This is a genomic window from Bradyrhizobium sp. YR681 (assembly GCF_000282615.1).
In the GTDB taxonomy this organism is placed as follows: domain Bacteria; phylum Pseudomonadota; class Alphaproteobacteria; order Rhizobiales; family Xanthobacteraceae; genus Bradyrhizobium.
In genome coordinates this window covers 1-22,645 of the sequence record NZ_AKIY01000063.1, presented here as the reverse complement: position 1 = coordinate 22,645, position 22,645 = coordinate 1, and the positions used below count along the sequence as shown (strand labels likewise).

Below are 22,645 nucleotides of genomic sequence, written 5' to 3'. Positions count from 1 at the left end.
GGTGCGGGAGCGGCTGCCGCTCGGCCCCAAGGGCCAGCACGCCTATTTCGTGCACTCCTACCACCTCAACGCCGCCAACGAGGCGGACGTGCTCGCGCGCGCCGATTACGGCGGTCCCGTCACCGCGATCGTCGCGAAGGACACCGCCATCGGCACGCAATTCCACCCCGAGAAGAGCCAGCGTTTCGGCCTGGCCCTGATCTCGAACTTTTTGCGATGGAAACCGTGATTCTCTTCCCCGCGATCGACCTCAAGAACGGCCAGTGCGTGCGCCTCGAGCAAGGCGACATGGCGCGCGCGACCGTGTTCAATCTCAACCCGGCGGCGCAGGCACAGAGCTTCGTCGAGCAGGGTTTTGAATATCTCCACGTCGTCGACCTCGACGGCGCCTTCGCCGGCAAGCCGGTGAACGCGCAAGCCGTCGAGGCGATGCTGAAGACGATCAAGATTCCGGTGCAGCTCGGCGGCGGCATTCGCGATCTCGCCACCGTCGAGGCCTGGCTCGACAAGGGCATCACCCGCGTCATCATCGGCACCGCCGCGGTGCGCGACCCTGAACTGGTGAAGGCTGCGGCGAAGAAATTCCCCGGCCGCGTCGCGGTCGGGCTCGATGCACGCGACGGCAAGGTCGCGGTCGAAGGCTGGGCCCAGACCTCTCAGGTGACGGTGCTGGAGATTGCAAAGCGGTTCGAGGATGCCGGCGTTGCCGCCATCATCTTCACCGACATCGCGCGCGACGGCCTGCTCAAGGGCCTGAACCTCGATGCGACCATCGCGCTGGCAGATAGCATCTCCATTCCCGTGATCGCCTCGGGCGGCCTCGCCTCGATCGAGGACGTCACGGCGATGCTGACGCCGCGCGCCAGGAAGCTCGCCGGTGCGATCGCCGGCCGAGCGCTCTATGACGGCCGGCTCGATCCGGCTTCTGCCCTCACCCTGATCCGCAACGCGCGCGCCGCCTAGGAGAGCAAAATGTTCAAGGTGCGCGTGATCCCCTGCCTCGACGTCAAGGACGGCCGCGTCGTCAAGGGCGTCAATTTCGTCGATCTGCGCGATGCCGGCGATCCCGTCGAGGCTGCGATCGCCTACGACGCCGCCGGTGCCGACGAGCTGACCTTCCTCGACATCACCGCGACCCATGAGAACCGCGGCATCATGCTCGACGTGGTCCGGCGCACGGCGGAGGCCTGCTTCATGCCTGTCACCGTCGGTGGCGGCGTGCGCGAGGTCAACGACATCAAGACCCTGCTGCGCGCCGGCGCGGACAAGGTCTCGATCAACAGCGCGGCGGTGTCGCGGCGCGAGTTCGTCAAGGAAGCCGCCGAAAAATTCGGCGAGCAGTGCGTGGTGGTCGCGATCGACGCCAAGCGGGTCAAGCGCGCGGGCGGCGGCGAGCGCTGGGAGATCTTCACCCATGGCGGCCGCAACTCGACCGGCATCGACGCCATCGAATATGCCCAGGAAGTGGTCTCGCTCGGCGCCGGCGAGCTTTTGCTCACCTCGATGGACCGCGACGGCACCAGGCAGGGCTTTGACATCCCGCTGACCCGGGCGATCGCCGACAGCGTTCCCGTTCCCGTGATCGCCTCGGGCGGCGTCGGCAATCTCGACCATCTCGTCGACGGTATCCGCGACGGCCATGCCACCGCCGTGCTTGCCGCCTCGATCTTCCACTTCGGGGAATTTACCATCCGCGAGGCCAAGGAGCACATGGCCCGGCGCGGTCTGCAAATGCGCCTCGATGCCTGACGACTCCGCCTCATAAAAATGCTACACAGGCCGGCGGGGAATGGCTCCGTGGTCTTGTGTGTTTCCGAGTAAGTCCGATGCCGCGTTTCACGATCCACGATCTCGCCGAGACCATCGACGCCCGCGCGGCCTCCGGCGGCGAGGCCTCCTATACCCGCAAGCTCCTGGACAAGGGCGCCGAGCATTGCGCCAAGAAGTTCGGCGAGGAGGCAGTCGAAACCGTGATCGCAGCAGTCGAAAACGATCGCGCGCATCTGATCGCTGAAAGTGCCGACCTGCTCTACCACTTCCTTGTGCTGCTGAAGGCGCGCGGCGTAAAGCTGGAAGAGGTCGAGGCGGTGCTGGACAAGCGGACCAACATGTCAGGGTTGGAAGAGAAGGCGTCCCGCAAAGGCTGAAACTGGCCGAGGCTCTAACGGAAAGGTCGCGTCATGGATATCCGCGCACCCGAGCAGCAGTATAATCCGTACCGCGTCTATACGCGCGAGGAATGGGCGCGGCTGCGCGACGATACGCCGATGACGCTGGAGCCGGGCGAGTTCGACCGGCTGCGCTCGCTGCACGATCGCCTCGACCTGCAGGAGGTCGAGGACATCTACCTGCCGCTGTCGCGCCTGCTGTCGATCTATGTCGATGCGATGCAGCGCCTGTATTACGCGGAGCGCCAGTTCCTCAACATCCGCGACCGCAAGATGCCCTACATCATCGGCGTCGCCGGCTCGGTCGCGGTCGGGAAATCCACCACGGCCCGCGTGCTCCAGGCGCTGCTGGCGCGCTGGTCGCCGCGGCCGAAGGTCGAGCTGATCACCACCGACGGATTTCTGTATCCCAACGCCGTGCTCGAGCGGCAGGGCATCATGCAGAAGAAGGGTTTCCCCGAAAGCTACGACCTGCCGCTGCTGCTCAGCTTCCTGTCCGACATCAAGGCCGGACGCCGCCATGTGCGCGCGCCGGTCTATTCGCATCTGACCTATGACATCGTGCCGAACCAGTGGGCCGAGATCGACCAGCCCGACATCCTGATCGTCGAGGGCGTCAACGTGCTGCAGACCGGCAAGCTGCCGCGTGACGGCAAGGCGGTGCCCGTCGTTTCCGACTTCTTCGACTTCTCGGTCTATATCGACGCTGACGAGGCCGCGTTACGGCAGTGGTACATAAGGCGCTTCCTGTCGCTGCGCGACACCGCGTTCACCAATCCCAAATCCTACTTCAACCGCTATGCGCTGTTGTCGGACGAGGAAGCCACCGCGACCGCCATCGCGATCTGGGAACGCACCAACCTCGCCAATCTCGAGGACAACATCCTGCCGACCCGCCCCCGCGCGACGCTGATCCTGAAGAAGGGCGCGGACCATACGGTGGCGAGCGTGGCGTTGCGAAGGCTGTAAGTCGCGGTGCCCTTGGGGTGGGCAAAGGCGCAAAGCGCCGTGCCCACGATATCCCTGTTGTCAAACGCGAATGCGTGGGCACGCTACGCTTGGCCCACCCTACGGCAGCGCGTTGTTTAGCTCCACTGCCCCCGCACCATCATTACGAGCGCAGCGAAGCAATCCAGAATCTTTCCGCGACGGCAGTCTGGATTGTTTCGCTGCGCTCGCGATGACGGGGAGAGAGCGGGAGCCTAGACGGGCAGATGCCGTGACGCCGCCAGTCCCGCCAGCGCCTCGTCCAGCTTGTCGCGGTCGAGCGGCTTGATCAGAAATCCGTTCATGCCCGCCTCGAAACAGGCGTAGCGATCTTCCACCAGCGTGTTCGCGGTGAGCGCGAGGATCGGCGTGTGCTGGCCGCCGGTGGCCGCCTCATGCGCGCGGATTCGCTTGGTCGCTTCGATGCCGTCGAGCCGCGGCATCTGGATGTCCATCAGCACGAGGTCATAGGGCGTGCCGGCCGATGAAGCGGCGAGCCAGGATTCCAGCGCGGCCTCGCCGTGCACGGCGATGACGGCGCGGTGGCCGAGCTTCGTCAGCAGCGAGCGCATCAGCAGCGCGTTGATCTCGTTGTCTTCGGCGACGAGGACCGAGAGGCCTTTCGCCGGCGCTCCGATCACGGCGGCGTCGACGGGCTCCGGCGCGAGATCAGGCGAGGCGACCTCCGGCGTCAGCGAAAGACGTGCGGCGAGCGAGGCTGCGCGCAGCGGCTTGACCAGAAAGCCGGTGAAGGCCGGCGAGAGCTTTTCGTGGCGCGAGCCCGATGTCAGCAGCACCAGCCGCTGCAGCGCGTGGGAGCGGGCCGCCTCACCGAGTTGGTCGGCGATAGCAGTGCCGATCGCGCGATCGACCAGTACCGCATGCCAGGAACGCTCCGGCAGCAGCGCCTCGGCGACCGAGGCGTCCGAGACGAGGCAGGTCTGGCTGCCCCAGCGCTCCAGGCGCCGCGCGATCAGCGAGGCTTCGATGCCGTCGGCGACCAGGAGGATCGACTTGCCGGCAAGGTCGGGGCTCGGGAACGCGGTCTGGCCCGAGCCACCTTGCGATGGCGCCAGCGGTACCGCGACCTCGAAGGTCGCGCCCTTGCCCGGCTCGCTCGTGAGCGTGATCCGGCCGCCCATGCGCTTGACGATGCGCTCGCTGATGGCGAGGCCAAGCCCGGTGCCGCCATAGGTGCGCGCGACGCGCTCGTCGGCCTGCTCGAATTCGCGGAAGATGCGCTGCTGTGCTTCGGGCGCGATACCGATGCCGGTGTCGCGGACCAGGAAGCTGATCTCGTTCGGCCAGATGCCGGGCTCGACGATCAGTGCGACGCCGCCGGTCGCGGTGAACTTGATGGCGTTGCCGGCGAGGTTGAGCAGCACCTGGCGCAGCCGCGCGGCATCGCCGACCACCTCCAGCGGCAGGCGCTCGTCGACATAGGCCGCGATCTCGAGGTTCTTCGCCTGCGCGCGCGGCGCCAGCAGCTCGGTGATTTCCTCGATCAGGGTGGAGAGCGCGAACGGACGCTGCTCGAGATCGAGCTTGCCGGCCTCGATCTTGGAATAGTCCAGCAGCTCCTCGATCAGCGCCATCAGCGCCTCGCCCGACGTTTTCACCGCCCTGGCGTAGGTGGTCTGCTCCGGCGTCAGATGGGTGTCGAGCAGGAGGCCGCCCATGCCGATGATGCCGTTCAGCGGGTTGCGGATCTCGTGCGAGGCCATCGCGAGGAAGCGCGATTTGGCGCGGTTGGCGGCATCGGCCTGGTCGCGTGCCTCGGACAGCGCGCGCTCGGTCTCGGTGCGGTCGGTGACGTCGCGCCCGACGCTCTGCAATTCGGCCGCCTGGCCGGCATCGAGGCGGACATAGCCCTCGCGCCAGGCAATCCAGCGCGCGCCGAGCGGCGTGGTGATCCGCTGGTCGTGAACGCGCGTGCCGGCGCTTTCGCGGGCGCTGTCGCCCTGCTCCAGCACGTCGAAATCGAACCGCGTGCCGACCAGCGCGCTGCGCTCCTGTCCTGCCAGCGCGCAATAGGCGTCGTTGGCGAAGGTGATGCGGCCGTTTGTGTCGCGCAGCACGATCAGATCGCCCTGCTGCTCGAACAGGCTGCGGGCTCGTTCTTCGGCTTCCTTCAGCTCCCAATTGCGGTCGATCAGCGCCTCGTTGTGGGCGGCGAGCTTCTTCAGCCGCTTGTTGACGAAGCGCAGCCGCATGCTGAGCGTGGCCAGGCCAAGGCAGGCGAGGGCGAACAGAAAGCTTGCGCCGACCGCAAACGTGTTGGGATCGTAGCCGGAATTCTCGGAGCGGCTGCCGGTGACGAAACCATAGGCGCCGCCGAAGGTCGCCGAGAAGATCATGAAGGAGCGGATCGCAAAGGCGATGCGGGGATGCTGCCGCCTGAAGCGGCGCATGCGCACCTTGATCCGGAACGTCCGATCCATCGCCACCGATCCCGACTCTTGCCCGAAACCCCACCGCCGCCGCGTGCGACGATGTCTCGCCGACCTTGCGATCAGCTTGAGGCTTTGGCTCGGCCTCCAAACAGGGTTGATGAGGTGTTAATATTTCAGAGCGAGGCGGCCTGGAGCGGAAGCGGGCGGTGGCCGCCATGGGCGCCGACGATCAGCGCCGCCGCCTCGCGCTGCGAGAACGTCTTCGAGCGCACATAGATGCGGTAATCGGCCGGCCCGTCGCTGGACAGATAAATCACCGGCCCACCATCGACCGGCTGCGCGGCGATGGTGATGAGCCGGTTCGCCGGATGGGCCTCGCAGGAATCGGTCTCCGAACCGAGGCCGTCATCCACGACCGTGAAGTCCGCACCGTTGGCATCGTCGGTGATCTGGACCCGCACCGTGGCGCGCGCGGGATCGTCGGTGAAGGCGACGTGGACGCCGGCGGTCCAGAACAGGGTGGTCAGCTCGACGGAAGTGTCGCCCAGGGCGATGCAGGGATGCGAGACCGATCCGATCTCGCTGCGGGCAAACACCGCAGCCGCCAACAGGGGAATAACCGAGGCCAGGATCTTGAAACGCAACATGACACTCTACTCGCCAGGCCCGCACGGGAACGATGACGGGAACTCTTGGGCCTTATGGTTTGCAGAGCGTAAAGGAAACTCGTTACCGCCGGGTTGATGCGCGGAATGATCAGGCCATCTGACGCACATCCTCCGCGAGTGCGCGGTAGGACAGCGCTTCGGCGAGATGTAGCCGGCCGATCTTCTCAGTGCCGTCGAGGTCGGCGAGCGTGCGCGCCACCCGCAGCACGCGGTGATAGCCGCGCGCCGACAGCCGCATGGTCTCGGCGGCATCGCGCAGCAGTTTCAGGCCCTGCGCGTCCGGCTTTGCGATCTCCTCCAGCACCGACGCCGGCGCCTCGGCATTGGTGCGGATTTTGGGCATGCCGGCATCGGCGTAACGCGCGATCTGAATGTCGCGTGCCGCCGCCACGCGGGCGGCGACTTCGGCTGAGCCCTCTGCCGGCGGCGGCAGGATCAGATCGGCCGCCGTCACGGCCGGCACCTCGATGCGCAGATCGATGCGGTCCATCAGCGGGCCGGAGATGCGCGCCTGGTAATCGCCGGCGCAGCGATCGATGCGGCCGCGCTTGCAGGCATAGCCGGGCTCGAACGCGTTGCCGCAGCGGCACGGATTCATCGCCGCGACCAGCATGAAACGCGCAGGATACGTCACGCGATGGTTGGCGCGCGAGACCGAGACCTCGCCGTTCTCCAGCGGCTGGCGCAGCGAATCCAGCACGCGCGGATCGAACTCCGGCAGCTCGTCGAGGAACAGCACGCCCTGATGCGCCAGCGAGATCTCGCCGGGTTTTGCGCGCATGCCGCCGCCGGTGAGCGCGGCCATGCTGGCGGAATGATGCGGCGAGCGGAACGGCCGCCGCGCCGTCAGGGCGCCGCCTTCGATCTCGCCGGCAACGGAGGCGATCATCGAGACTTCGAGCAATTCGCCCGGCGACAACGGCGGCAGGATCGAGGGCAGGCGCGCCGCCAGCATCGACTTGCCGGCGCCGGGCGCGCCGATCATCAGCAAATGATGACCGCCGGCGGCCGCGATCTCCAGCGCGCGCTTGGCGCTCTCCTGGCCCTTGATGTCGCGCAGGTCGAGCGTGGAGGTGGCGGCTTCATGCACTTTCGGCGAGGGCCGCGACAGCACTTGCGTGCCCTTGAAATGGTTGGCGATCTGGATCAGCGATTGCGCGGCGATGATCTGGATATCCGGGCTCGCCCACGCCGCCTCCGAGCCGCACGACGCCGGACAGATCAAGCCTTCCTCGCGCACGTTGGCGCCGATCGCGGCGGGAAGCACGCCGGCCACCGGCGCGATCGAGCCGTCGAGGCCGAGCTCGCCCAGCACGGTGAAACCTGTCAGCGCATCCGGCGGGATCGCGCCGATCGCCGCCATCAGCCCGAGCGCGATCGGCAGGTCGTAATGGCTGCCTTCCTTCGGGACATCGGCCGGCGCCAGATTGACGATGATCCGCCGCGCCGGCAGCGCCAGGCCCGAGGCAATCAGCGCCGAGCGGACCCGCTCACGCGCCTCCGACACCGCCTTGTCAGGCAGGCCGACGATGGCAAAGGCCGGCAGGCCCGGCGCGACCTGCACCTGTACGTCGACCGCACGAGCCTCGATCCCCTCAAAGGCGACGGTGGAAACCCGTTGAACCATGCCTGCCCCCTCATGCAATCAAGGGTAGCAGAGCCGGGTTGTCTTCGCAAGAACAATACGGGAACAGGATTGCGGCCGCGAGAGCCCTAACCGTTCGTAAACGCAGTCCCGACACTACGCTTCGAATGCGAGCGGCTGTCCTCAGCACATCCCAACGAATGTCCGCTACTCCTAGAGCTGCGGGATGGGCCGTGATCTAACGGGTGAACAATTCAAATGCTTGCAAATCGCCGCAGAAGCGAACGTCGGGTGTGCACGCGGCTCGCCAAGATCCATTTTGGCGCGGGCTCGCTGCCGCGGGACTGCACCATCACCGATATCTCGGATGGCGGCGTGAAAGTCGTGGCAGAATTTCTGGAAGTGCCGCCGCAATTCACCATCATCTTCGCCCCCGACTATTCCCGCCAATGCCGCCTGCGCTGGCGCATCGGCTGCGAATTCGGTGCCGAATTCACCGATTGAGACGACCATGCGCGGTCCCTTAACGGGACTTTAGCGTTAATCGGTAAGCATCTCTGATCAGTCGCCGAGTGATCAGAGTATGCCCAAGCGTTTGTCCCTTGCCCCTCCCTCGGCGAGATATCTGTTCTCCGCGCTTCTGATCCTTGCCCTCGGCGGCTGCCAGACCATCGGCGTCGAGGACGTGACCGGCGCGCTCGGCGGCAAGTCGGAAACGGCTGGCAAGGCCGACACGAAGTCGGACATGGACGCGCTTCGCGAGCGCTATCGCGCCAAGCCCAGCGATCCCGCTATCGCGCTCGACTACGGCAAGGCGCTGCGCGACTCCGGCCAGCGCGCCCAGGCGGTTGCGGTGATGGAGCAGGCGGTGCTCGCCCATCCCAGCAACAAGGCGCTGCTCGCCGGCTATGGCCGTGCGCTCGCCGACAACGGCAATTTCCAGCAGGCCTTCGACGTGCTGGGCCGCGCGCATACCCCCGAGGATCCCGACTGGCGCATCCTGTCGGCGCAGGGCGCCGCGCTGGACCAGCTCGGCCGCAACGAAGAGGCGCAGCAATATTACGCGTCCGCGCTGAAGATCGTGCCTGATGAGCCGCAGGTCCTGTCCAATCTCGGCCTGTCCTACATGCTCCAGAACAATCTGCCGCGGGCCGAACAGGTGCTCGGCCGCGCCCATCAGCGCAATCAGAACGATGTGCGGATCCGAGCCAATCTCGCGCTCGTGCTGGGATTGCAAGGCCGCGAGGCCGAGGCTGAAATCCTCGTGAAGGCGGATTTGCCGCCGGATCAGGCCGCGGCCAAGGTCACGGCGCTGCGCCAGTTGCTGACGAAGAAGCAGCAGCAGCGGGCGGACAAATAGTCCGCCCTCCTTGCTGGATTTTTTTGACGCGTTTTCTTGACGCGAACCGGTATCCACTTCGCGCGAAAACGCTTTGGTCCTTACGACGCCTTGCGATGCGGGGCGGATGGGCGACCCGCCCGGCCCTTCAGCTTCTTCAGGAGCGGCCCCAGCAGCGAGCGCTTCGGCTTCTTCACTTCGCCGCGGCCGGCGAGGCGGTTCGCCATATTCTGGAACAGCTCGGTGGTGCGGTGGCTCCTGGAGACTTCCGCGATCATCTGGCCGTTATTGGCCGCGGTGGAGAACAGTTTCGAATCGAACGGGATCACCGCGATCGGCTGGCTCTCCATGGTCTTGGCGAACGACTTGACGTCGATCTCCGCGCGCTTGTGCATGCCGACCTGGTTGATGCAGTACAGCGGCGGCCTGTCGTTCGGCCGCGCCGCCTTCAGCACGCCGAGCATGTTCTTGGTGTTGCGTAAATTGGCAAGATCTGGCTCGGCGACGATCACGATGTCGTCGGCATTGACCAGCGCGCGCCGCGTCCAGCCCGACCATTGGTGGGGCACGTCGAGCACGATGCAGGGCGTGGTCATGCGCAGCGTGTCGAAGATCGCGTCGAAGGCTTCGGCGCCGAAATCGTAGACCCGGTCGAGGGTGGCGGGCGCAGCGAGCAGGCTGAGGCGCTCGGTGCATTTGGCGAGCAGGCGCTCCATCAGCGCGGTGTCGGGCCGGTCCTGCGACAGCACCGCGTTGGCAATGCCCTGCGCCGGATCCTGGTTGTAGTCGAGGCCCGCGGTGCCGAAGGCGAGGTCGAGATCGATCACGACGGAATCGAGCGCGAGGTCGCGCGCGATGGTCCAGGCCAGATTGTGCGCGACGGTGGAGGCGCCGACGCCGCCCTTGGCGCCGACCACGGCGATGACGCGGCCGGTGATGATGGCCTCGGAGGCCGAGAACAGGCTGCAGATCGAACGGACCACGTCGAGGGTCTCGACCGGTCCGACCACGTAGTCGTTGACGCCGCGGCGCACCAGCTCGCGATAGGGCGCGGTGTCGTTGGGATTGCCGATCACGACCACGCGGGTGCCGGGATCGCAGACGCCGGCGAGATCGTCGAGGCCTTCCAGGATATCGCGCGTGCCGTCGGATTCGATCACGATCACGTTCGGCGTCGGCATCGTGTCATAGACTTCGATGGCCGCGGCAAGGCCGCCGCTCTTGGCGGTGAGATGGGCCTTGGCGAGACGGCGATCCTGCCCGGCCGCGGTCACCGCGGCGAGCGTCTGCTCGGTCTCGCAAAACGCCTGCACGGAGATGCGCGGAACCGGCGCAATGTGCTCCTCGGGGTGCTGCGGATGATCCGCTTCTTCGTCGTTGACGCTTGTCATTTGCCGGTGTCGCTGAGTTTGGCCTTGTCGGCCTCGGGGGACGGGGTCGAGATCGGCGTGCCCTTGCGATAGCGTTCGAAGGCGATGTCGCGCCGCGCGGTATAGACCGGGGTTTCCGCACGCGGCTGCTCGAGGTCGGCAGGATTGTCGATCATCGCCGCGAGATTGCGCTGGGTGGCGCAGCCGAGGTTGAAATACGGCCGGTTCTCGTTGTAGCCGGGGTCGAGAATCGAGGGACCGACGTCCTCCGGCCACAGCCCGCAGGGACCGGCGACCGCGGCGATTCGCGAATAGCCCAGGCGAATGGTCGGCAGCAGGGCGGGATCCTCGGGGCGATAGGGATGCCGCACGATGGCGCGCGAGGGCACGCCGCCGGAGGCGAGCACGGAGCGGATCTCCTGATAGGTCGCCGACGCCGCGCGCGAATTCGCGGTATCGACCGGCACGTCGACGACGACGGAGCCGGTGCCTTCGCGCACCCAGTCCCGGGCGATGCCCGTGACGTCGGCGTGCTGCGCGGCCGAGAGGCCGCCGCGCGCCTTGCCGACGAAGATCACGATCGATTTTTTGGCTTCCTGCACCGCGATCGGATGACGCTGGCGATAGTCGGTCGGCACCGTCTGGGTGACGATCTCGCCGGTGGTGTTGCACGCGCCCAGCATGACGGAGAGCCCCGTCAGCGCCAGCGCGGCGCTCAGATTGCGACGTCGATCGGCTGATCTCTTCGTCATCGCTTTGTCCCCTCTTGTCCCGGTCCCCAAACCGTTCGTCTCAGTCGATGATGAAGCCGAAATCGCCGGGCGTGCCGTTGATCGGATCGACGCGGCGCGCGATGCCATAGAGGCGGTTCATGCGGCCGAGCAGCGCCGATTGCGCATCGGACGACGGCGCGAAGCCGTCATCGGGCCGCGACAACTCCTTCTGGGCGACCGCGCGCACCACATAGGGCGTCACGATCACCATCAGCTCGGTCTCGTTGTTGACGAAGTCCTGGCTGCGGAACAGCGCGCCGATGATCGGCACCTGGTCGACGCCGGGCAGGCCGTTGATCGCCTGCTTGGTCTGCTGCTGGATCAGGCCGGCCATCGCCATCGAGCCGCCCGACGGGATTTCGAGCGTCGTCTCGGCGCGGCGGGTCTGGATCGAGGGAATGGTGATCGAGTTGTTGGCGGTCGACGACACCGCCTGCGTCACGGTGATCGCCTGCTGGTTCGACAGCTCGGAGACCTCGGTCATGACCCGCAGGCTGATCCGGCCTTCGCTGAGCACGACCGGGGTGAAGTTCAGCGAGATGCCGAATTTCTTGTAGGAGATCTGGGTGGTGCAGACATGCGTGGTCGGGTCGCAGGAATAGCCCGCCGGGATCGGGAATTCGCCGCCGGCGATGAAGGTGGCGGACTCGCCCGAGATCGCGGTCAGGCTCGGCTCGGCCAGGGTGCGCATCACACCTGCGCTCTCCATCGCGCGCATCGTGGCGCTGACGGTGGCGATGCCCTTGGTGACACCGGAGACCCCGAGCCCATTGCTGCTGACGAGCGGGCCGCCGGAGACCGAGAACGGGTTGGAATTGTTGAAATTGACCACCGCGGTGCCGGCGTTCAGGCTGGCGCTGAGATCGACGCCCAATTGCTTGACGATGTCGCGGCGCACTTCGCCGACGACGACCTTGAGCATGACCTGGTCGCGGCCGCGCACGACGATGTTGTTGACGACCTTCTCGCTGCCGCCGACCAGCTTTGCGGCAACTTCGCCGGCCTGCTGGGCCTCGACCGGGCTCGACACCGAGCCGGTCAGCATGACGCTGTCGCCGACGCCTTCGATCTGCACGCCCGGCAGCGACGAGCGCAGCGCGGCGCGCATGCCGTTGAGGTCGCGCTTCACCGCGATGTCGTAGGCGGCGACCTGCTGGCCGTCCGCGCTGAAGAACACCACGTTGGTCTGGCCGACCTGGCCGCCGATGATGTAGGCGCGCTGGGCCGAGCGGATCACGGCGTTGGCGATCTTGGGATCGGCCACCAGCACGTCCTTGACCTCGCGGGGCAGGTCGATGACGACGGATTTGCCGACGCCGAGCGAGAGAAAGCGCGTCTTCGCCGGAGCGATCGATCCGACCGACGATATGCCGAGATCCGGCGCCTGCATCGGCGCCTGGTCGCCGACCGGCGAATCCGCGGCGACGACGACATCGGGAGCTGCGAGCAGCCCCAGCGTCAGAATTGCCCCTGCCCAGAACGTGCGCGCGCGCTTCCCCCGAATGCGCATGCCCGTCCGATCATCCCCGTCCTTCATGCTATCCCCATCATCACTTCTGTGACGTCAGTTGCCGCGCCTGCACCCCGTAACGGATCACGTTCACGCCGCCTGGACGCTTGATCGCCTGGTCCTCGGGCGCGCCGTCGACCACGTTGGCATCGACGATGCTCCGCAGCGCGAGCGTCAGCGTGCCGCCCTGGCGCGCGGCCGAGAGCGTGGCGACCTGGTCCGGCTTGAGCTCGAGCGTGACGGTCTTGCCGACGACGGCGTTCTGGCCGTCCTTTTCCTTCGGCGCCTGGTCGATCGCGAGCACGCGGATGTTGGTGAGGATGACCTCGGACAGGACGAGGTCGTTGCCGCCGGTCGGGCCATTGTTGTTGTTGGCGCCATCGGGGTTCTTCAGGCGGCGGGTCAGCACGATATCGACGCGGTCGTTCGGCAGGATGAAGCCGCCGGCGCCGGTCTCGGCGGAAATCTCGGTGGAGACAGCGCGCATGCCCGACGGCAGGATCGCGGCCATGAAGCCCGAGCCTTCGGCCTTGACCAGCTTCTGCTCGCGGATCGGCTCGCCCTGCATCAAGGGCACGCGCGCGATCGAGCCGGCGATCTGGGTCTGGGCTTCGGGCCTGTTGTCGCGGCGGATGAAGGCGCTGCTCGCGGTCGCGGCCGGCCAGGACTGCCATTGCAGGTCCTCGGGCTTCACGGCCTGGCCGAGCTGGATGTCGTTCTTGGCGACCAGCACCTCGACCGTCGGCAGCTTCTCTGCGACCGGGAGGACGGGCACGGGGGCGTTCTGGTAGCCGCTCGCCAGATACGCAGCGACGCCGCCGGCGCCCAGCGCGATGACGAGAACGACAATGCGTGCGGTGTTCATACGCTTCTACTCTTACGCGGGGGTACTCGGACCGCACGTGGCGGGTTCCCCTGCATCGATGAGTAGGGAGTAAAAGTATAAGGGGTGTTGCGAGGCCGAGTGTGATGGCCCGTGACGATGCGCGTTCTCGGCAGATGGTGAACGTCGCGTTATCCGGTCGGCCAGTGGCCCCGTAGAATCACGCGTGGCGCGTCGTTCGTTTGCATGACGCGCGCGGCGTCATGGTGAATGGGTGGTTAGTGATGCGTGGGCCGTGTTTCTGCTGATGTCCGTAGCCCGGATGGAGCGAAGCGCAATCCGGGGCGGTCTTTCCGTGGGCGCGAATCCCGGATTTCGCTGCGCTCCATCCGGGCTACGTGTCAGCGCTTACTTCGCCCGCTTCTGCTCGATCACGTCCCAGACCTTCGCCGCGACATCCGGCCCGCCGAGCCGCGCGATGGCGCGGATGCCGGTCGGCGAGGTCACGTTGATCTCGGTCAGGTTGCCGTTGATGACGTCGATGCCGACGAACAGCAGGCCGCGCTCGCGCAGCGCCGGGCCGACGGTGGCGCAGATCTCGCGCTCGCGTGGCGTGAGCTCGGTCTCCTGGGCGGCGCCGCCGCGCACCATGTTGGAGCGGAGGTCGTCCGCGGCCGGCACGCGGTTCACCGCGCCGGCGAACTCGCCGTTGACCAGGATGATGCGCTTGTCGCCGTGCTTCACCTCGGGGATGAATTGCTGGATCACCCAGGCTTCCTTGAACGTCACCGAGAACATGTCGAACAGCGAGCCGAAATTCATGTCCTGCGGCATCACGCGGAACACCGCCGCGCCGCCATGGCCGTGCAGCGGCTTCATCACCACGGCGCCGTGCTTGTCGCGGAAGGCGTTGATCTCGTCGAGGTCGCGCGAGATCAGGGTCGGCGGCATCAGCTGCGGAAAGTTCATCACGAACAGCTTTTCCGGCGCGTTGCGGACCGAGACCGGGTCGTTGACCACCAGCGTCTTCGGATGGATGCGCTCGAGCAGATGCGTCGAGGTGATGTAGGCGAGGTCGAACGGCGGATCCTGGCGCAGCAGCACCACGTCGAAGCCGTTCAGCGCCTCGCGCTTGGGCTCGCCGAGCGTGAAATGATTGCCGGGCTCGTCGCGCACGGTCAGGAGCTGGACCGGCGCGACAATCTCCTCGCCGACCATCGAGAGCTTGTCGGGCGTGTAGTAGGACAGGCCATGGCCGCGCTTCTGCGCCTCCAGCAGCAGCGCGAAGGTGGAATCGCCCTTGATGTTGATGCGGGCGATGGGGTCCATCTGGACGGCGACGTTCAATTTCATGGTCTGCCTTTCAGGTCGAGGCGTCGAATGCCGCCAACACATGGCGCGGAAGTGAGCGCGGCGCAATCAGCATGGCGTCGAATCGCAATTCGAATTCGGCATGCTCGGGATGCGCCACGAGCCAGCCTTGCGCGGCGTTGATGATGCGCTGCTGCTGGCGTGGTGTCACCGCATAGGCGGCCTCGTCGAGGCTGGCGCGGGCCTTGACCTCGACGAAGGCGATCAGGTTGCGGCGGCGGGCGACGAGGTCGATCTCGCCATGCGGCGTGCGGTAGCGTTTGGCGAGGATGCGATAGCCCTTGGCGATCAGATAGGCGGCGGCGCGGCTCTCGGCCGAGATGCCGGTGCGGAACGCGGCGACGCGCTCAGGCGAGGCGACCTTCGGTTCCGCCGGCGCCTTAGTTCTCGCCATCGCTGCCCCGTAAATCTTTCGCGAGCTCCAGCGCGCGGGCATAGACCTCGCGGCGCGGCCGGCCCGAAAGCGCGACGGCGTGCGCGACGGCATCCTTGACGCTGTGCGCGGCGAGCTGCTCGCGCAGCAGATCGTCCAGCGCACCCGATGTCAGCACCTCGGCGTCGGCCGCCGGCGGAGCGATCACCAGCACGAATTCGCCGCGGGTCTCCAGCGTTGCAGCACGGCGCGCCAGCTCGTTCAGCGTCGCGCGCGAAATCTCCTCGTGCAGTTTTGTCAATTCGCGGCAGATCGCGGCTTCGCGGTTGCCCATGATCTCGGCGAGCTCGGCGAGCGTGTCCTGCACGCGGTTGCCGGAGTCGAACATCACCAGCGTCGCATCGATGCGGGCGAGCTCGGTAAGGCGGGACTTTCGTGCGGCCGATTTCGCCGGCAGAAAGCCCTCGAAGAAAAAGCGGTCAGTCGGCAGGGCGGCGACGGACAACGCCGCCAGCACCGAGGACGGGCCGGGCAGCGCGTACACGGCGTGGCCGGCGGCGCAGACCTCGCGCACCAGCTTGAAGCCGGGATCGGAGATCAGTGGCGTGCCGGCATCCGACACCAGCGCGATCGAGCCGCCTGCCGCAAGCGCTTCCAGGATCTTTGGACGCGCGGCCTCGGCATTGTGCTCGTGATATTGCTTGAGCTGCGCCGAGATATCGTAGCGCTCGGTCAGGCGGCGCGTGATGCGGGTGTCCTCGCAGGCGATGACGTCGACGCCGGCGAGCGTCTGGAGCGCTCGCAGCGTGATGTCGCCGAGATTGCCGATCGGGGTCGCGACCAGGTGCAGGCCCGGCGCCGCCTTCGGCGCGGGCAGCCGGTGGGCGTCGATGGAGAAACCGCGCGGGGCGGCGTCTGTGGCTTCAGGCGTATTTATCGGGGCCGGCTTTGCGCGCATAATCAGACGAACTTAGGCATGATATCCGGGGCTGGGAACCGGTCCCGCGAAAAAGATCATGCCGAGGGAAGGGGTGAGGAGACTGGAATGTGATCCATCCGGCATCACATTGCAGAGGGAATGCAGCATCAGCGCCATATTCGCGGCGGAAACGCCGCCTTGATGCTGTCGTGACGGACAGTGGACAGCCAGCCAGGACTTGAGGGGGAGCCGCGTTAAGCGGGTATTATCCTTTTGTTTTGGTTAACTATTTGCCGACATTATGCCTGAATCCGCGGGTTCTGTCGCGGCAAGAGTTGTTGTGACCGGCCGGCGACGGCTGGTCAGAAGAGAAGCTGCCAATGGGCCCGCGTGATCCAAAGTTTCCCGTTCAGGGGCCCCGCTTGTCGGGAGCGACCCGGCGGAGCGCGCTTGGCCTGTTGCTCGGCACGCCGCTGCTGTCGGCCTGCGCCGGCGTGCAGCAGAGCCTCAGCCAGTTCTCCAATCCGTTCTCCAGCTCCCCGCCTCCGGCCCAGCCGGCAGGCCCGCCGCAGCAGGCCACCACCGCAGGCTCCGGCGGGGTCAAGGTTGCCGTCATCCTGCCGCTCTCGGCCGCCGGCAATGCCGGTCTTGCCGCGCAATCCATGCGCAATGCCGCCGAGATGGCGCTGGCCGAGTTCCAGAATCCCAACATCCAGCTGCTGATCAAGGACGACAATGGCAGCCCGCAAGGCGCGCAGGCCGGCGCGCAGCAGGCCGTCGACGAAGGCGCCGAGATCATCCTGGGCCCGCTGTTCGCGCAGTCGGTGCCGGCGGTGGCGCAGGTCGCGCGCACGCGCGGCATTTCCGTGATCGCGTTCTCGACTGATTCCAGCATCGCCGGCCGCGGCGTCTATCTGCTCTCGTTCCTGCCGGAGTCCGACGTCAATCGCATCGTCGAATATTCCGCCAGCATCGGAAAGCGTTCGGTCGCCGTACTCGTGCCCGACAATGCCTATGGCAACGTGGTCGAAGCCGCGGTGAAGGCGGCGGTGCCGCGGCGCGGCGGGCGCATCGTCGCGTTCGAGAAATACGGCGCCGATCGCGCCACGCCGGCGCGCACCGTGGCGCAGCAGCTCGGCGGCGCGGATGCGCTGTTCATTGCCGATGACGGCGATGCCGTGGTTGCGGTGGCCGATGCGATGACTGCCGCGGGCGCCAATTTGCGTAACATCCAGCTGCTCGGCACCGGCCTGTGGGACAGTCCCCGCGTCTATGCCAGCCCCGCGTTGCAAGGCGGTCTCTACGCCGCGCCGGACCCGGCCGGTTTTCGCGCGTTCTCCGGCCGCTACCGCACCAAATACGGCGCCGAGCCGATCCGTACCGCGACGCTGGCCTATGACGCGGTCGCCCTCGTCGCCGCGCTCGCGCGCACGCAGGGCCCCACGCGCTTCTCGTCCGACGTGCTCACCAATCCCTCCGGCTTTGCCGGCATCGACGGCCTGTTCCGCTTCCGCGCCGATGGGACGAATGAGCGCGGGCTAGCGGTGATGAAGGTGACGACGGGTGGTGGTGTGGCGGTCGCGGGCTCGCCGAAGAGTTTTGGGGCGTAGTTGGTTTCGTAGCCCGGATGGAGCGCAGCGCAATCCGGGGCGGTCTCGCCACGTGGACAGAACCCGGATTTCGCTGCGCTCCATCCGGGCTACGGCAGCTCGCTACGCCGCGAGATCCGCGACCACCGCGTCCAGCACCGGAAATCCGCTGCTCGTCACGCGCAAGCGTCCCGTCGCATCCACGATGATCGCACCTTCCTCGCGCAGCAGCGCGATGCGCTTGGGATCGAGCGGGCGGCCGGAGAGGGCTCTGTAGCGCTCGGGGTCGATGCCCTCAGCCAAACGCAATCCCATCAGCAAGAATTCGTCGGCGCGCTCTTCGCTGTTGAGGAGATCGTCGGTGACGTTGCCATGGCCATTCGTCTCGACGCGCATCAGCCAGGCTTCGGGGCGTTTCTCGGTGGCGGTGGCATGGCGCACGCCGTCGATATCGAGCCTTCCATGCGCGCCGGGGCCGATGCCGGCATATTCATCGCCGCGCCAGTAGACCAGATTATGTCGGCATTCGGCGCCGGGCCGGGCGTGATTGGAAATCTCGTAGGCGGGCAGGCCGAGTCTGTCGCAGGTCTCCTGCGTCACGTCGTAGAGCGCGCGCGCCACGGCTTCGTCCGGCGTCTTCAATTTGCCGGCCTGGTGCAGGCCGAAGAACGGCGTGCCTTCTTCGATGGTGAGCTGATAGAGCGAGAGATGCTCGGCCGCCTCATTGATCGCGAGCTTGAGTTCATCGGCCCACATCGCCGGCGTCTGGTCGGGACGGGCGTAGATCAGATCGAATGAATAGCGGTCGAACGAGCGGCGCGCGATCGCGACGGCATCGAGCGCCTCGCGCGCGCTGTGCATGCGGCCGAGCGCCTTGAGCGAGGCATCGTCGAGCGCCTGCACGCCGAGCGAGACGCGATTGACACCGGCTGAGCGATAGCCGGCAAAGCGCGTGGCCTCGACGCTGGTGGGGTTTGCCTCGAGCGTGACCTCGACGTCGCCGGCGACCTTCCAGTGCTTGCCGATGGCATCGAGCACCGCGCCGACGGTTGCGGGCTGCATCAAGGACGGCGTGCCGCCGCCGAGGAAGATCGAGGTGACCTCGCGGCCGGGCGCGCGCTGTGCGGTGGTTTCGATTTCACGCGCGAAAGCGGAGGCAAAACGCGCTTCATCGATTGCGGCGTGGCGGACATGGCTGTTGAAGTCGCAATACGGGCACTTCGACAGGCAGAATGGCCAGTGCACATAGACGCCGAAAGCTTCAGATTTTTGTTTTGACGCGTTTTCCTGGCGCGAACCGGTATCCACTTCGCTCGAAAACGCTCTATCGCGGCTCAAGGCAGATCTCCGCCAGTTTCACGAAGGCGCGGGCGCGATGCGACAGGCCGAGGCCGAGCGGCGGCAGGCCGTGCTTCTCGACGCTGGTCATCTCGCCGAAGGTGCGGTCATGACCGTTGGGCAAAAACATCGGATCGTAGCCGAAGCCGGCGGTGCCGCGCGGCGGCCAGACCAGCGTGCCGTCGACACGCGCCTCGACCTCTTCGAGATGATCGTCGGGCCAGGCGACGCACAGCGCGGAGACGAAGTGTGCCTTGCGCTTGTCCGGCGTCGTCGCGCCGCGCTCCTGCAACAGCCGTTCGATCCGCGTCATCGCCGCGGTGAAATCCTTGGTCGGGCCGGCCCAGCGCGCACTGTAGATGCCGGGTGCGCCGTCGAGCGCGTCGACCACGATGCCGGAATCGTCGGCGAAGGACGGCAACTTGGTCGCCTGCGCCGCCGCGATCGCCTTGATCGCGGCGTTGCTGCGGAAGTCGTTGCCGGTCTCGTCGGGCTCGGGCAGTCCGAGCTCACCGGCCGACACCGCCTCGATGCCGTACGGCGCCAAAAGCTCCTTCATCTCGGCGAGCTTGCCGGGATTGTGGGTGGCGATGACCAGCTTTCCGGTGATTCGGCGGTGCATGGGCCTATTGACTACGCGACGGCCAGTTTCTGCAAGTCCACCAGACGCGCGATGCCCTTCTGGGCCAGCGCCATCAGCGCCAGGAACTCGTCCTGCGTGAACGGCTCGCGTTCCGCGGTGCCCTGCACCTCGATGATGCGGCCGTCGCCGGTCATGACGAAATTGGCGTCGGTCTGGGCTTCCGAATCCTCGGCATAGTCGAGGTCGAGCACGGGCGTACCGTTGTAGATGCCGCAGGAGATTGCGGCGACGTTGTCGCGCAGCACCTTGGCCTTGATCATGTTGCGCGCCTTCATCCAGCTGATGCAATCGGCCAGCGCGACCCAGGCACCGGTGATCGAGGCCGTGCGGGTGCCGCCATCGGCCTGCAGCACGTCGCAATCGACCGTGATCTGGCGCTCACCAAGCGCTTCGAGATCGACGATGGTGCGAAGCGCGCGGCCGATCAGGCGCTGGATCTCGACGGTGCGGCCGCTTTGTTTTCCGGCGGAGGCTTCGCGGCGGGTGCGTTCGGAGGTCGCGCGGGGCAGCATGCCGTATTCGGCGGTGACCCAGCCGCGGCCCTGGCCCTTCAGCCATGGCGGCAGGCGGTCTTCCAGCGTGGCGGTGACAAGCACATGGGTGTCGCCGAATTTCACCAGGCACGAGCCTTCCGCATATTTGACCACGCCACGCTCCAGCGTCACGGGGCGCAATTCATCGGGCGCACGGCGGCTTGGCCGCATGGGAAATCCTCCAAAACTCTCGGGAAAGGGCTGTTCGCGGTGCTTGTAGGGGGGGTGAGGGTGGGCGGCAAGGCCTTTTCGGTCCCCAGCCAAGTGCAAAACCACGCTTGTCAGGGGGCGTTCCGATGGCCAAATTATAAGCATCTGAGAGGAGTTGCCGTCTGTGGCCCATCACGATCCGATCCATCTGATCGCGCCGCGCGCAGGCCTCGCCCAGCTCAACGAGCGTTCCCGCGACATCTTTCGTCAAATTGTCGAAAGCTATCTGGCGACCGGCGAGCCGGTCGGCTCGCGCAACATCTCGCGGCTGATCGCGATGCCGCTGTCGCCGGCCTCGGTCCGCAACGTCATGGCCGACCTGGAACAGCTCGGCCTGATCTATGCGCCGCACACATCGGCCGGGCGGCTTCCGACGGAACTCGGCCTGCGCTTCTTCGTCGATGCCTTGATGCAGGTCGGCGACCTCAACGAGGCCGAACGGCAATCGATCCAAAGCCAGTTGACCTCGGTGGGCCACGCCCAGTCGGTCGAGGCGGCGCTGTCCGAAGCGCTGACGCGGCTGTCCGGCCTCACCCGCGCCGCCGCCGTGGTGCTGACGCCAAAATCCAATTCGCGGCTGAAACATATCGAATTCGTCCGCCTGGAACCCGAGAAGGCGCTGGTGATCCTGGTCGGCGAGGACGGTCAGGTTGAAAACCGTGTGCTGACCCTGCCGCCCGGAGTTCCGTCCTCGGCGCTGACGGAGGCCGGCAATTTCCTCAATGCGCGGATTCGCGGCCGGACGCTGGCCGAGGCCCGGCTCGAGCTCGAAACTGCCTTGGGCGAAGCCCGGGCCGAACTCGACCAGCTCACCCAGAAGGTCATCGCAGCCGGCATCGCCAGCTGGTCCGGCGGCGAGAATGAAAATCGTCAGCTGATCGTGCGCGGCCACGCCAATCTGCTGGAGGATTTGCACGCATTGGAGGACCTCGAGCGGGTCCGGCTGCTGTTTGATGACCTCGAGACCAAGCGCGGCGTGGTCGATCTGCTCGGCCGCGCCGAGACCGCCGAGGGTGTGCGCATCTTTATCGGCTCGGAGAACAAGCTGTTTTCCTTGTCCGGTTCCTCCACGATCATCTCGCCCTATCGGGATGCCGCCGGCCATATCGTCGGCGTTCTGGGCGTGATCGGGCCGACGCGGTTGAATTATGCCCGTGTGATCCCGACCGTGGACTATGCCGCCCGCATCGTCAGCCGGCTTCTGGGGGGCTGACCGGCGGCTCAGTCGATCACGGGCGCTTGATTTTCGGCGTCCGAAGCACGATATCCGGGCCAGCAAAATCCTGTAAGACGAGTTCGAAAAGAGAGCCGATGACTGATCGAGACCGGCAACCCGAAGACACGACCGCGCCGACCGGCGAGCCCGTGGTGTCGAAACCCTACATCATGCCCGACGATCCCGAGCCCGGTTCGGTCGAGCTGTTGCAGAAGGAAGCCGCCGAGGCGCGCGATCGCATGCTGCGGACGCTGGCCGAGATGGAGAACCTGCGCAAGCGCACGGCCAAGGAAGTCGCCGACTCCAAGCTCTACGGCATCACCGGCTTTGCCCGTGACGTGCTCGACATCGCCGACAATCTCCAGCGCGCGCTCGATGCCGTTCCGGCCGAAGCGCGAGCGGCGGCCGATCCCGGCCTGACCGCGCTGATCGAGGGTGTCGAGCTCACCGAGCGCTCGCTGCTGAGCGCGCTGGAAAAGCACGGCGTGAAGAAGCTCGATCCGCAGGGCCAGAAGTTCGATCCGAACTTCCATCAGGCGATGTACGAGGTGCCCGATCCGTCGGTGCCATCAGGCACCGTCGTGCAGGTCATGCAGGCCGGCTACACCATCGGCGAGCGCGTGCTGCGCCCGGCCCTGGTCGGTGTCGCCAAGGGCGGCGCGAAGGCCGCGCCCGCGGCGAACAGCAACGAAGTGAACTGAGCGGCGGAAGTTCTGGACCCTCATGGTGAGGAGGCGCATCAGCGCCGTCTCGAACCATGCAGGCCCGCCTGCTGCCGCACGGCCTTCATCCTTCGAGACGCGCGCGAAGAAGCGCGCTCCTCAGCGACTGTGTTCT

At 66.5% G+C, this 22,645-nt stretch carries 23 protein-coding genes; 10 read left to right on the top strand and 13 right to left on the bottom strand.

Annotation, left to right across the window (positions count from 1 at the left end; genetic code table 11):
* The 5 genes from PMI42_RS08385 to coaA all read left to right on the top strand — a co-directional run.
* The coding region (locus tag PMI42_RS08385; protein ID WP_035964902.1) for a glutamine amidotransferase-related protein at positions 1 to 229 on the top strand (229 nt) is incomplete at its 5' end.
* Positions 226 to 963: a 1-(5-phosphoribosyl)-5-[(5-phosphoribosylamino)methylideneamino]imidazole-4-carboxamide isomerase gene (gene hisA, locus PMI42_RS08380; RefSeq protein WP_035964906.1), complete on the top strand. Its 738-nt coding sequence runs from the start codon at positions 226 to 228 to the stop codon at positions 961 to 963. The genes PMI42_RS08385 and hisA, both read left to right, overlap by 4 nt.
* 9 nt (positions 964 to 972) lie before the next feature.
* Positions 973 to 1,749, top strand: coding sequence for an imidazole glycerol phosphate synthase subunit HisF (gene hisF, locus PMI42_RS08375; RefSeq protein WP_008132532.1), 777 nt, complete (start codon positions 973 to 975; stop codon positions 1,747 to 1,749).
* A gap of 77 nt (positions 1,750 to 1,826) precedes the next feature.
* A complete protein-coding gene (locus PMI42_RS08370) occupies positions 1,827 to 2,147 on the top strand; it encodes a phosphoribosyl-ATP diphosphatase (protein ID WP_008132526.1) in 321 nt (106 codons plus the stop codon).
* Between the two features lie 33 nt (positions 2,148 to 2,180).
* Positions 2,181 to 3,137, top strand: coding sequence for a type I pantothenate kinase (gene coaA / locus PMI42_RS08365; RefSeq protein ID WP_008132524.1), 957 nt, complete (start codon positions 2,181 to 2,183; stop codon positions 3,135 to 3,137).
* Positions 3,138 to 3,370: 233 nt separating this feature from the next.
* Here the strand turns inward: coaA and PMI42_RS08360 are convergent, their stop codons facing one another.
* The 3 genes from PMI42_RS08360 to PMI42_RS08350 form a co-directional block, all read right to left on the bottom strand.
* Entirely contained in the window at positions 3,371 to 5,596 is a 2,226-nt protein-coding gene (locus tag PMI42_RS08360; RefSeq protein WP_008132523.1) for a PAS domain-containing hybrid sensor histidine kinase/response regulator, read from the bottom strand.
* A 125-nt stretch (positions 5,597 to 5,721) separates the two neighbouring features.
* Positions 5,722 to 6,195 (bottom strand): hypothetical protein, encoded by a 474-nt coding sequence (locus PMI42_RS08355; protein WP_008132522.1) that lies wholly within the window; start codon positions 6,193 to 6,195, stop codon positions 5,722 to 5,724.
* A 109-nt stretch (positions 6,196 to 6,304) separates the two neighbouring features.
* Positions 6,305 to 7,843: a YifB family Mg chelatase-like AAA ATPase gene (locus tag PMI42_RS08350; protein ID WP_008132519.1), complete on the bottom strand. Its 1,539-nt coding sequence runs from the start codon at positions 7,841 to 7,843 to the stop codon at positions 6,305 to 6,307.
* Between the two features lie 216 nt (positions 7,844 to 8,059).
* Between PMI42_RS08350 and PMI42_RS08345 the strand changes: the two genes are divergently transcribed.
* On the top strand, positions 8,060 to 8,305 hold the full coding sequence (locus PMI42_RS08345) for a PilZ domain-containing protein (RefSeq protein ID WP_027534981.1): 246 nt from the start codon (positions 8,060 to 8,062) through the stop codon (positions 8,303 to 8,305).
* A gap of 79 nt (positions 8,306 to 8,384) precedes the next feature.
* Entirely contained in the window at positions 8,385 to 9,161 is a 777-nt protein-coding gene (locus PMI42_RS08340) for a tetratricopeptide repeat protein (RefSeq protein ID WP_008132516.1), read from the top strand.
* Between the two features lie 80 nt (positions 9,162 to 9,241).
* Here PMI42_RS08340 and PMI42_RS08335 read toward each other — a convergent pair whose 3' ends face one another.
* The 7 genes from PMI42_RS08335 to rsmI form a co-directional block, all read right to left on the bottom strand.
* On the bottom strand, positions 9,242 to 10,531 hold the full coding sequence (locus PMI42_RS08335; RefSeq protein ID WP_008132515.1) for a CpaE/TadZ family protein: 1,290 nt from the start codon (positions 10,529 to 10,531) through the stop codon (positions 9,242 to 9,244).
* Positions 10,528 to 11,262 carry a CpaD family pilus assembly protein gene (locus PMI42_RS08330; protein ID WP_008132514.1) on the bottom strand — a complete coding sequence of 245 codons (735 nt, stop codon included), beginning with the start codon at positions 11,260 to 11,262 and terminating at the stop codon, positions 10,528 to 10,530. Before PMI42_RS08330 ends, PMI42_RS08335 begins: the two co-directional genes overlap by 4 nt.
* Before the next feature lie 40 nt (positions 11,263 to 11,302).
* On the bottom strand, positions 11,303 to 12,820 hold the full coding sequence (locus PMI42_RS08325) for a type II and III secretion system protein family protein (protein ID WP_035964898.1): 1,518 nt from the start codon (positions 12,818 to 12,820) through the stop codon (positions 11,303 to 11,305).
* A gap of 13 nt (positions 12,821 to 12,833) precedes the next feature.
* Positions 12,834 to 13,658: a Flp pilus assembly protein CpaB gene (gene cpaB, locus PMI42_RS08320; protein WP_008132511.1), complete on the bottom strand. Its 825-nt coding sequence runs from the start codon at positions 13,656 to 13,658 to the stop codon at positions 12,834 to 12,836.
* A gap of 366 nt (positions 13,659 to 14,024) precedes the next feature.
* Positions 14,025 to 14,969, bottom strand: coding sequence for a glutathione synthase (gene gshB, locus PMI42_RS08315; RefSeq protein WP_008132509.1), 945 nt, complete (start codon positions 14,967 to 14,969; stop codon positions 14,025 to 14,027).
* Between the two features lie 10 nt (positions 14,970 to 14,979).
* The gene (locus PMI42_RS08310; protein ID WP_008132508.1) at positions 14,980 to 15,381 is read right to left on the bottom strand and encodes a YraN family protein; all 402 of its coding nucleotides are present in this window, start codon (positions 15,379 to 15,381) and stop codon (positions 14,980 to 14,982) included.
* On the bottom strand, positions 15,368 to 16,318 hold the full coding sequence (gene rsmI, locus PMI42_RS08305) for a 16S rRNA (cytidine(1402)-2'-O)-methyltransferase (protein ID WP_008132507.1): 951 nt from the start codon (positions 16,316 to 16,318) through the stop codon (positions 15,368 to 15,370). Before rsmI ends, PMI42_RS08310 begins: the two co-directional genes overlap by 14 nt.
* 341 nt (positions 16,319 to 16,659) lie before the next feature.
* On the opposite strand from rsmI, the gene PMI42_RS08300 reads away from it, so the two are divergent.
* Entirely contained in the window at positions 16,660 to 17,889 is a 1,230-nt protein-coding gene (locus tag PMI42_RS08300; RefSeq protein WP_008132505.1) for a penicillin-binding protein activator, read from the top strand.
* Positions 17,890 to 17,991: 102 nt separating this feature from the next.
* Here the strand turns inward: PMI42_RS08300 and hemW are convergent, their stop codons facing one another.
* Genes hemW through rph form a run of 3 tightly spaced genes read right to left on the bottom strand, consistent with a single transcriptional unit; the run spans position 17,992 to position 20,553 of the window.
* Positions 17,992 to 19,176: a radical SAM family heme chaperone HemW gene (gene hemW, locus PMI42_RS08295; protein ID WP_050994353.1), complete on the bottom strand. Its 1,185-nt coding sequence runs from the start codon at positions 19,174 to 19,176 to the stop codon at positions 17,992 to 17,994.
* Between the two features lie 16 nt (positions 19,177 to 19,192).
* The gene (rdgB, locus tag PMI42_RS08290; RefSeq protein ID WP_008132501.1) at positions 19,193 to 19,828 is read right to left on the bottom strand and encodes an RdgB/HAM1 family non-canonical purine NTP pyrophosphatase; all 636 of its coding nucleotides are present in this window, start codon (positions 19,826 to 19,828) and stop codon (positions 19,193 to 19,195) included.
* Between the two features lie 11 nt (positions 19,829 to 19,839).
* Positions 19,840 to 20,553, bottom strand: coding sequence for a ribonuclease PH (gene rph / locus PMI42_RS08285; protein WP_008132499.1), 714 nt, complete (start codon positions 20,551 to 20,553; stop codon positions 19,840 to 19,842).
* 163 nt (positions 20,554 to 20,716) lie between these two features.
* On the opposite strand from rph, the gene hrcA reads away from it, so the two are divergent.
* Together hrcA and grpE are read left to right on the top strand one after the other, a co-directional pair.
* Positions 20,717 to 21,805: a heat-inducible transcriptional repressor HrcA gene (gene hrcA, locus PMI42_RS08280; protein ID WP_008132497.1), complete on the top strand. Its 1,089-nt coding sequence runs from the start codon at positions 20,717 to 20,719 to the stop codon at positions 21,803 to 21,805.
* A gap of 98 nt (positions 21,806 to 21,903) precedes the next feature.
* Positions 21,904 to 22,509, top strand: a complete 606-nt coding sequence (gene grpE, locus PMI42_RS08275; protein ID WP_008132495.1) for a nucleotide exchange factor GrpE — start codon at positions 21,904 to 21,906, stop codon at positions 22,507 to 22,509.
* Positions 22,510 to 22,645: the final 136 nt, after the last annotated feature.

Coding starts and splice junctions, on each gene's coding strand:
- hisF (WP_008132532.1), top strand. CDS start 973: ATGTTCAAGGTGCGCGTGATCCCCTGCCTCGACGTCAAGGACGGCCGC.
- PMI42_RS08370 (WP_008132526.1), top strand. CDS start 1,827: ATGCCGCGTTTCACGATCCACGATCTCGCCGAGACCATCGACGCCCGC.
- coaA (WP_008132524.1), top strand. CDS start 2,181: ATGGATATCCGCGCACCCGAGCAGCAGTATAATCCGTACCGCGTCTAT.
- PMI42_RS08360 (WP_008132523.1), bottom strand. CDS start 5,596: ATGGATCGGACGTTCCGGATCAAGGTGCGCATGCGCCGCTTCAGGCGG.
- PMI42_RS08355 (WP_008132522.1), bottom strand. CDS start 6,195: ATGTTGCGTTTCAAGATCCTGGCCTCGGTTATTCCCCTGTTGGCGGCT.
- PMI42_RS08350 (WP_008132519.1), bottom strand. CDS start 7,843: ATGGTTCAACGGGTTTCCACCGTCGCCTTTGAGGGGATCGAGGCTCGT.
- PMI42_RS08345 (WP_027534981.1), top strand. CDS start 8,060: ATGCTTGCAAATCGCCGCAGAAGCGAACGTCGGGTGTGCACGCGGCTC.
- PMI42_RS08340 (WP_008132516.1), top strand. CDS start 8,385: ATGCCCAAGCGTTTGTCCCTTGCCCCTCCCTCGGCGAGATATCTGTTC.
- PMI42_RS08335 (WP_008132515.1), bottom strand. CDS start 10,531: ATGACAAGCGTCAACGACGAAGAAGCGGATCATCCGCAGCACCCCGAG.
- PMI42_RS08330 (WP_008132514.1), bottom strand. CDS start 11,262: ATGACGAAGAGATCAGCCGATCGACGTCGCAATCTGAGCGCCGCGCTG.
- PMI42_RS08325 (WP_035964898.1), bottom strand. CDS start 12,820: ATGAAGGACGGGGATGATCGGACGGGCATGCGCATTCGGGGGAAGCGC.
- cpaB (WP_008132511.1), bottom strand. CDS start 13,658: ATGAACACCGCACGCATTGTCGTTCTCGTCATCGCGCTGGGCGCCGGC.
- gshB (WP_008132509.1), bottom strand. CDS start 14,969: ATGAAATTGAACGTCGCCGTCCAGATGGACCCCATCGCCCGCATCAAC.
- PMI42_RS08310 (WP_008132508.1), bottom strand. CDS start 15,381: ATGGCGAGAACTAAGGCGCCGGCGGAACCGAAGGTCGCCTCGCCTGAG.
- rsmI (WP_008132507.1), bottom strand. CDS start 16,318: ATGCGCGCAAAGCCGGCCCCGATAAATACGCCTGAAGCCACAGACGCC.
- PMI42_RS08300 (WP_008132505.1), top strand. CDS start 16,660: ATGGGCCCGCGTGATCCAAAGTTTCCCGTTCAGGGGCCCCGCTTGTCG.
- rdgB (WP_008132501.1), bottom strand. CDS start 19,828: ATGCACCGCCGAATCACCGGAAAGCTGGTCATCGCCACCCACAATCCC.
- rph (WP_008132499.1), bottom strand. CDS start 20,553: ATGCGGCCAAGCCGCCGTGCGCCCGATGAATTGCGCCCCGTGACGCTG.
- grpE (WP_008132495.1), top strand. CDS start 21,904: ATGACTGATCGAGACCGGCAACCCGAAGACACGACCGCGCCGACCGGC.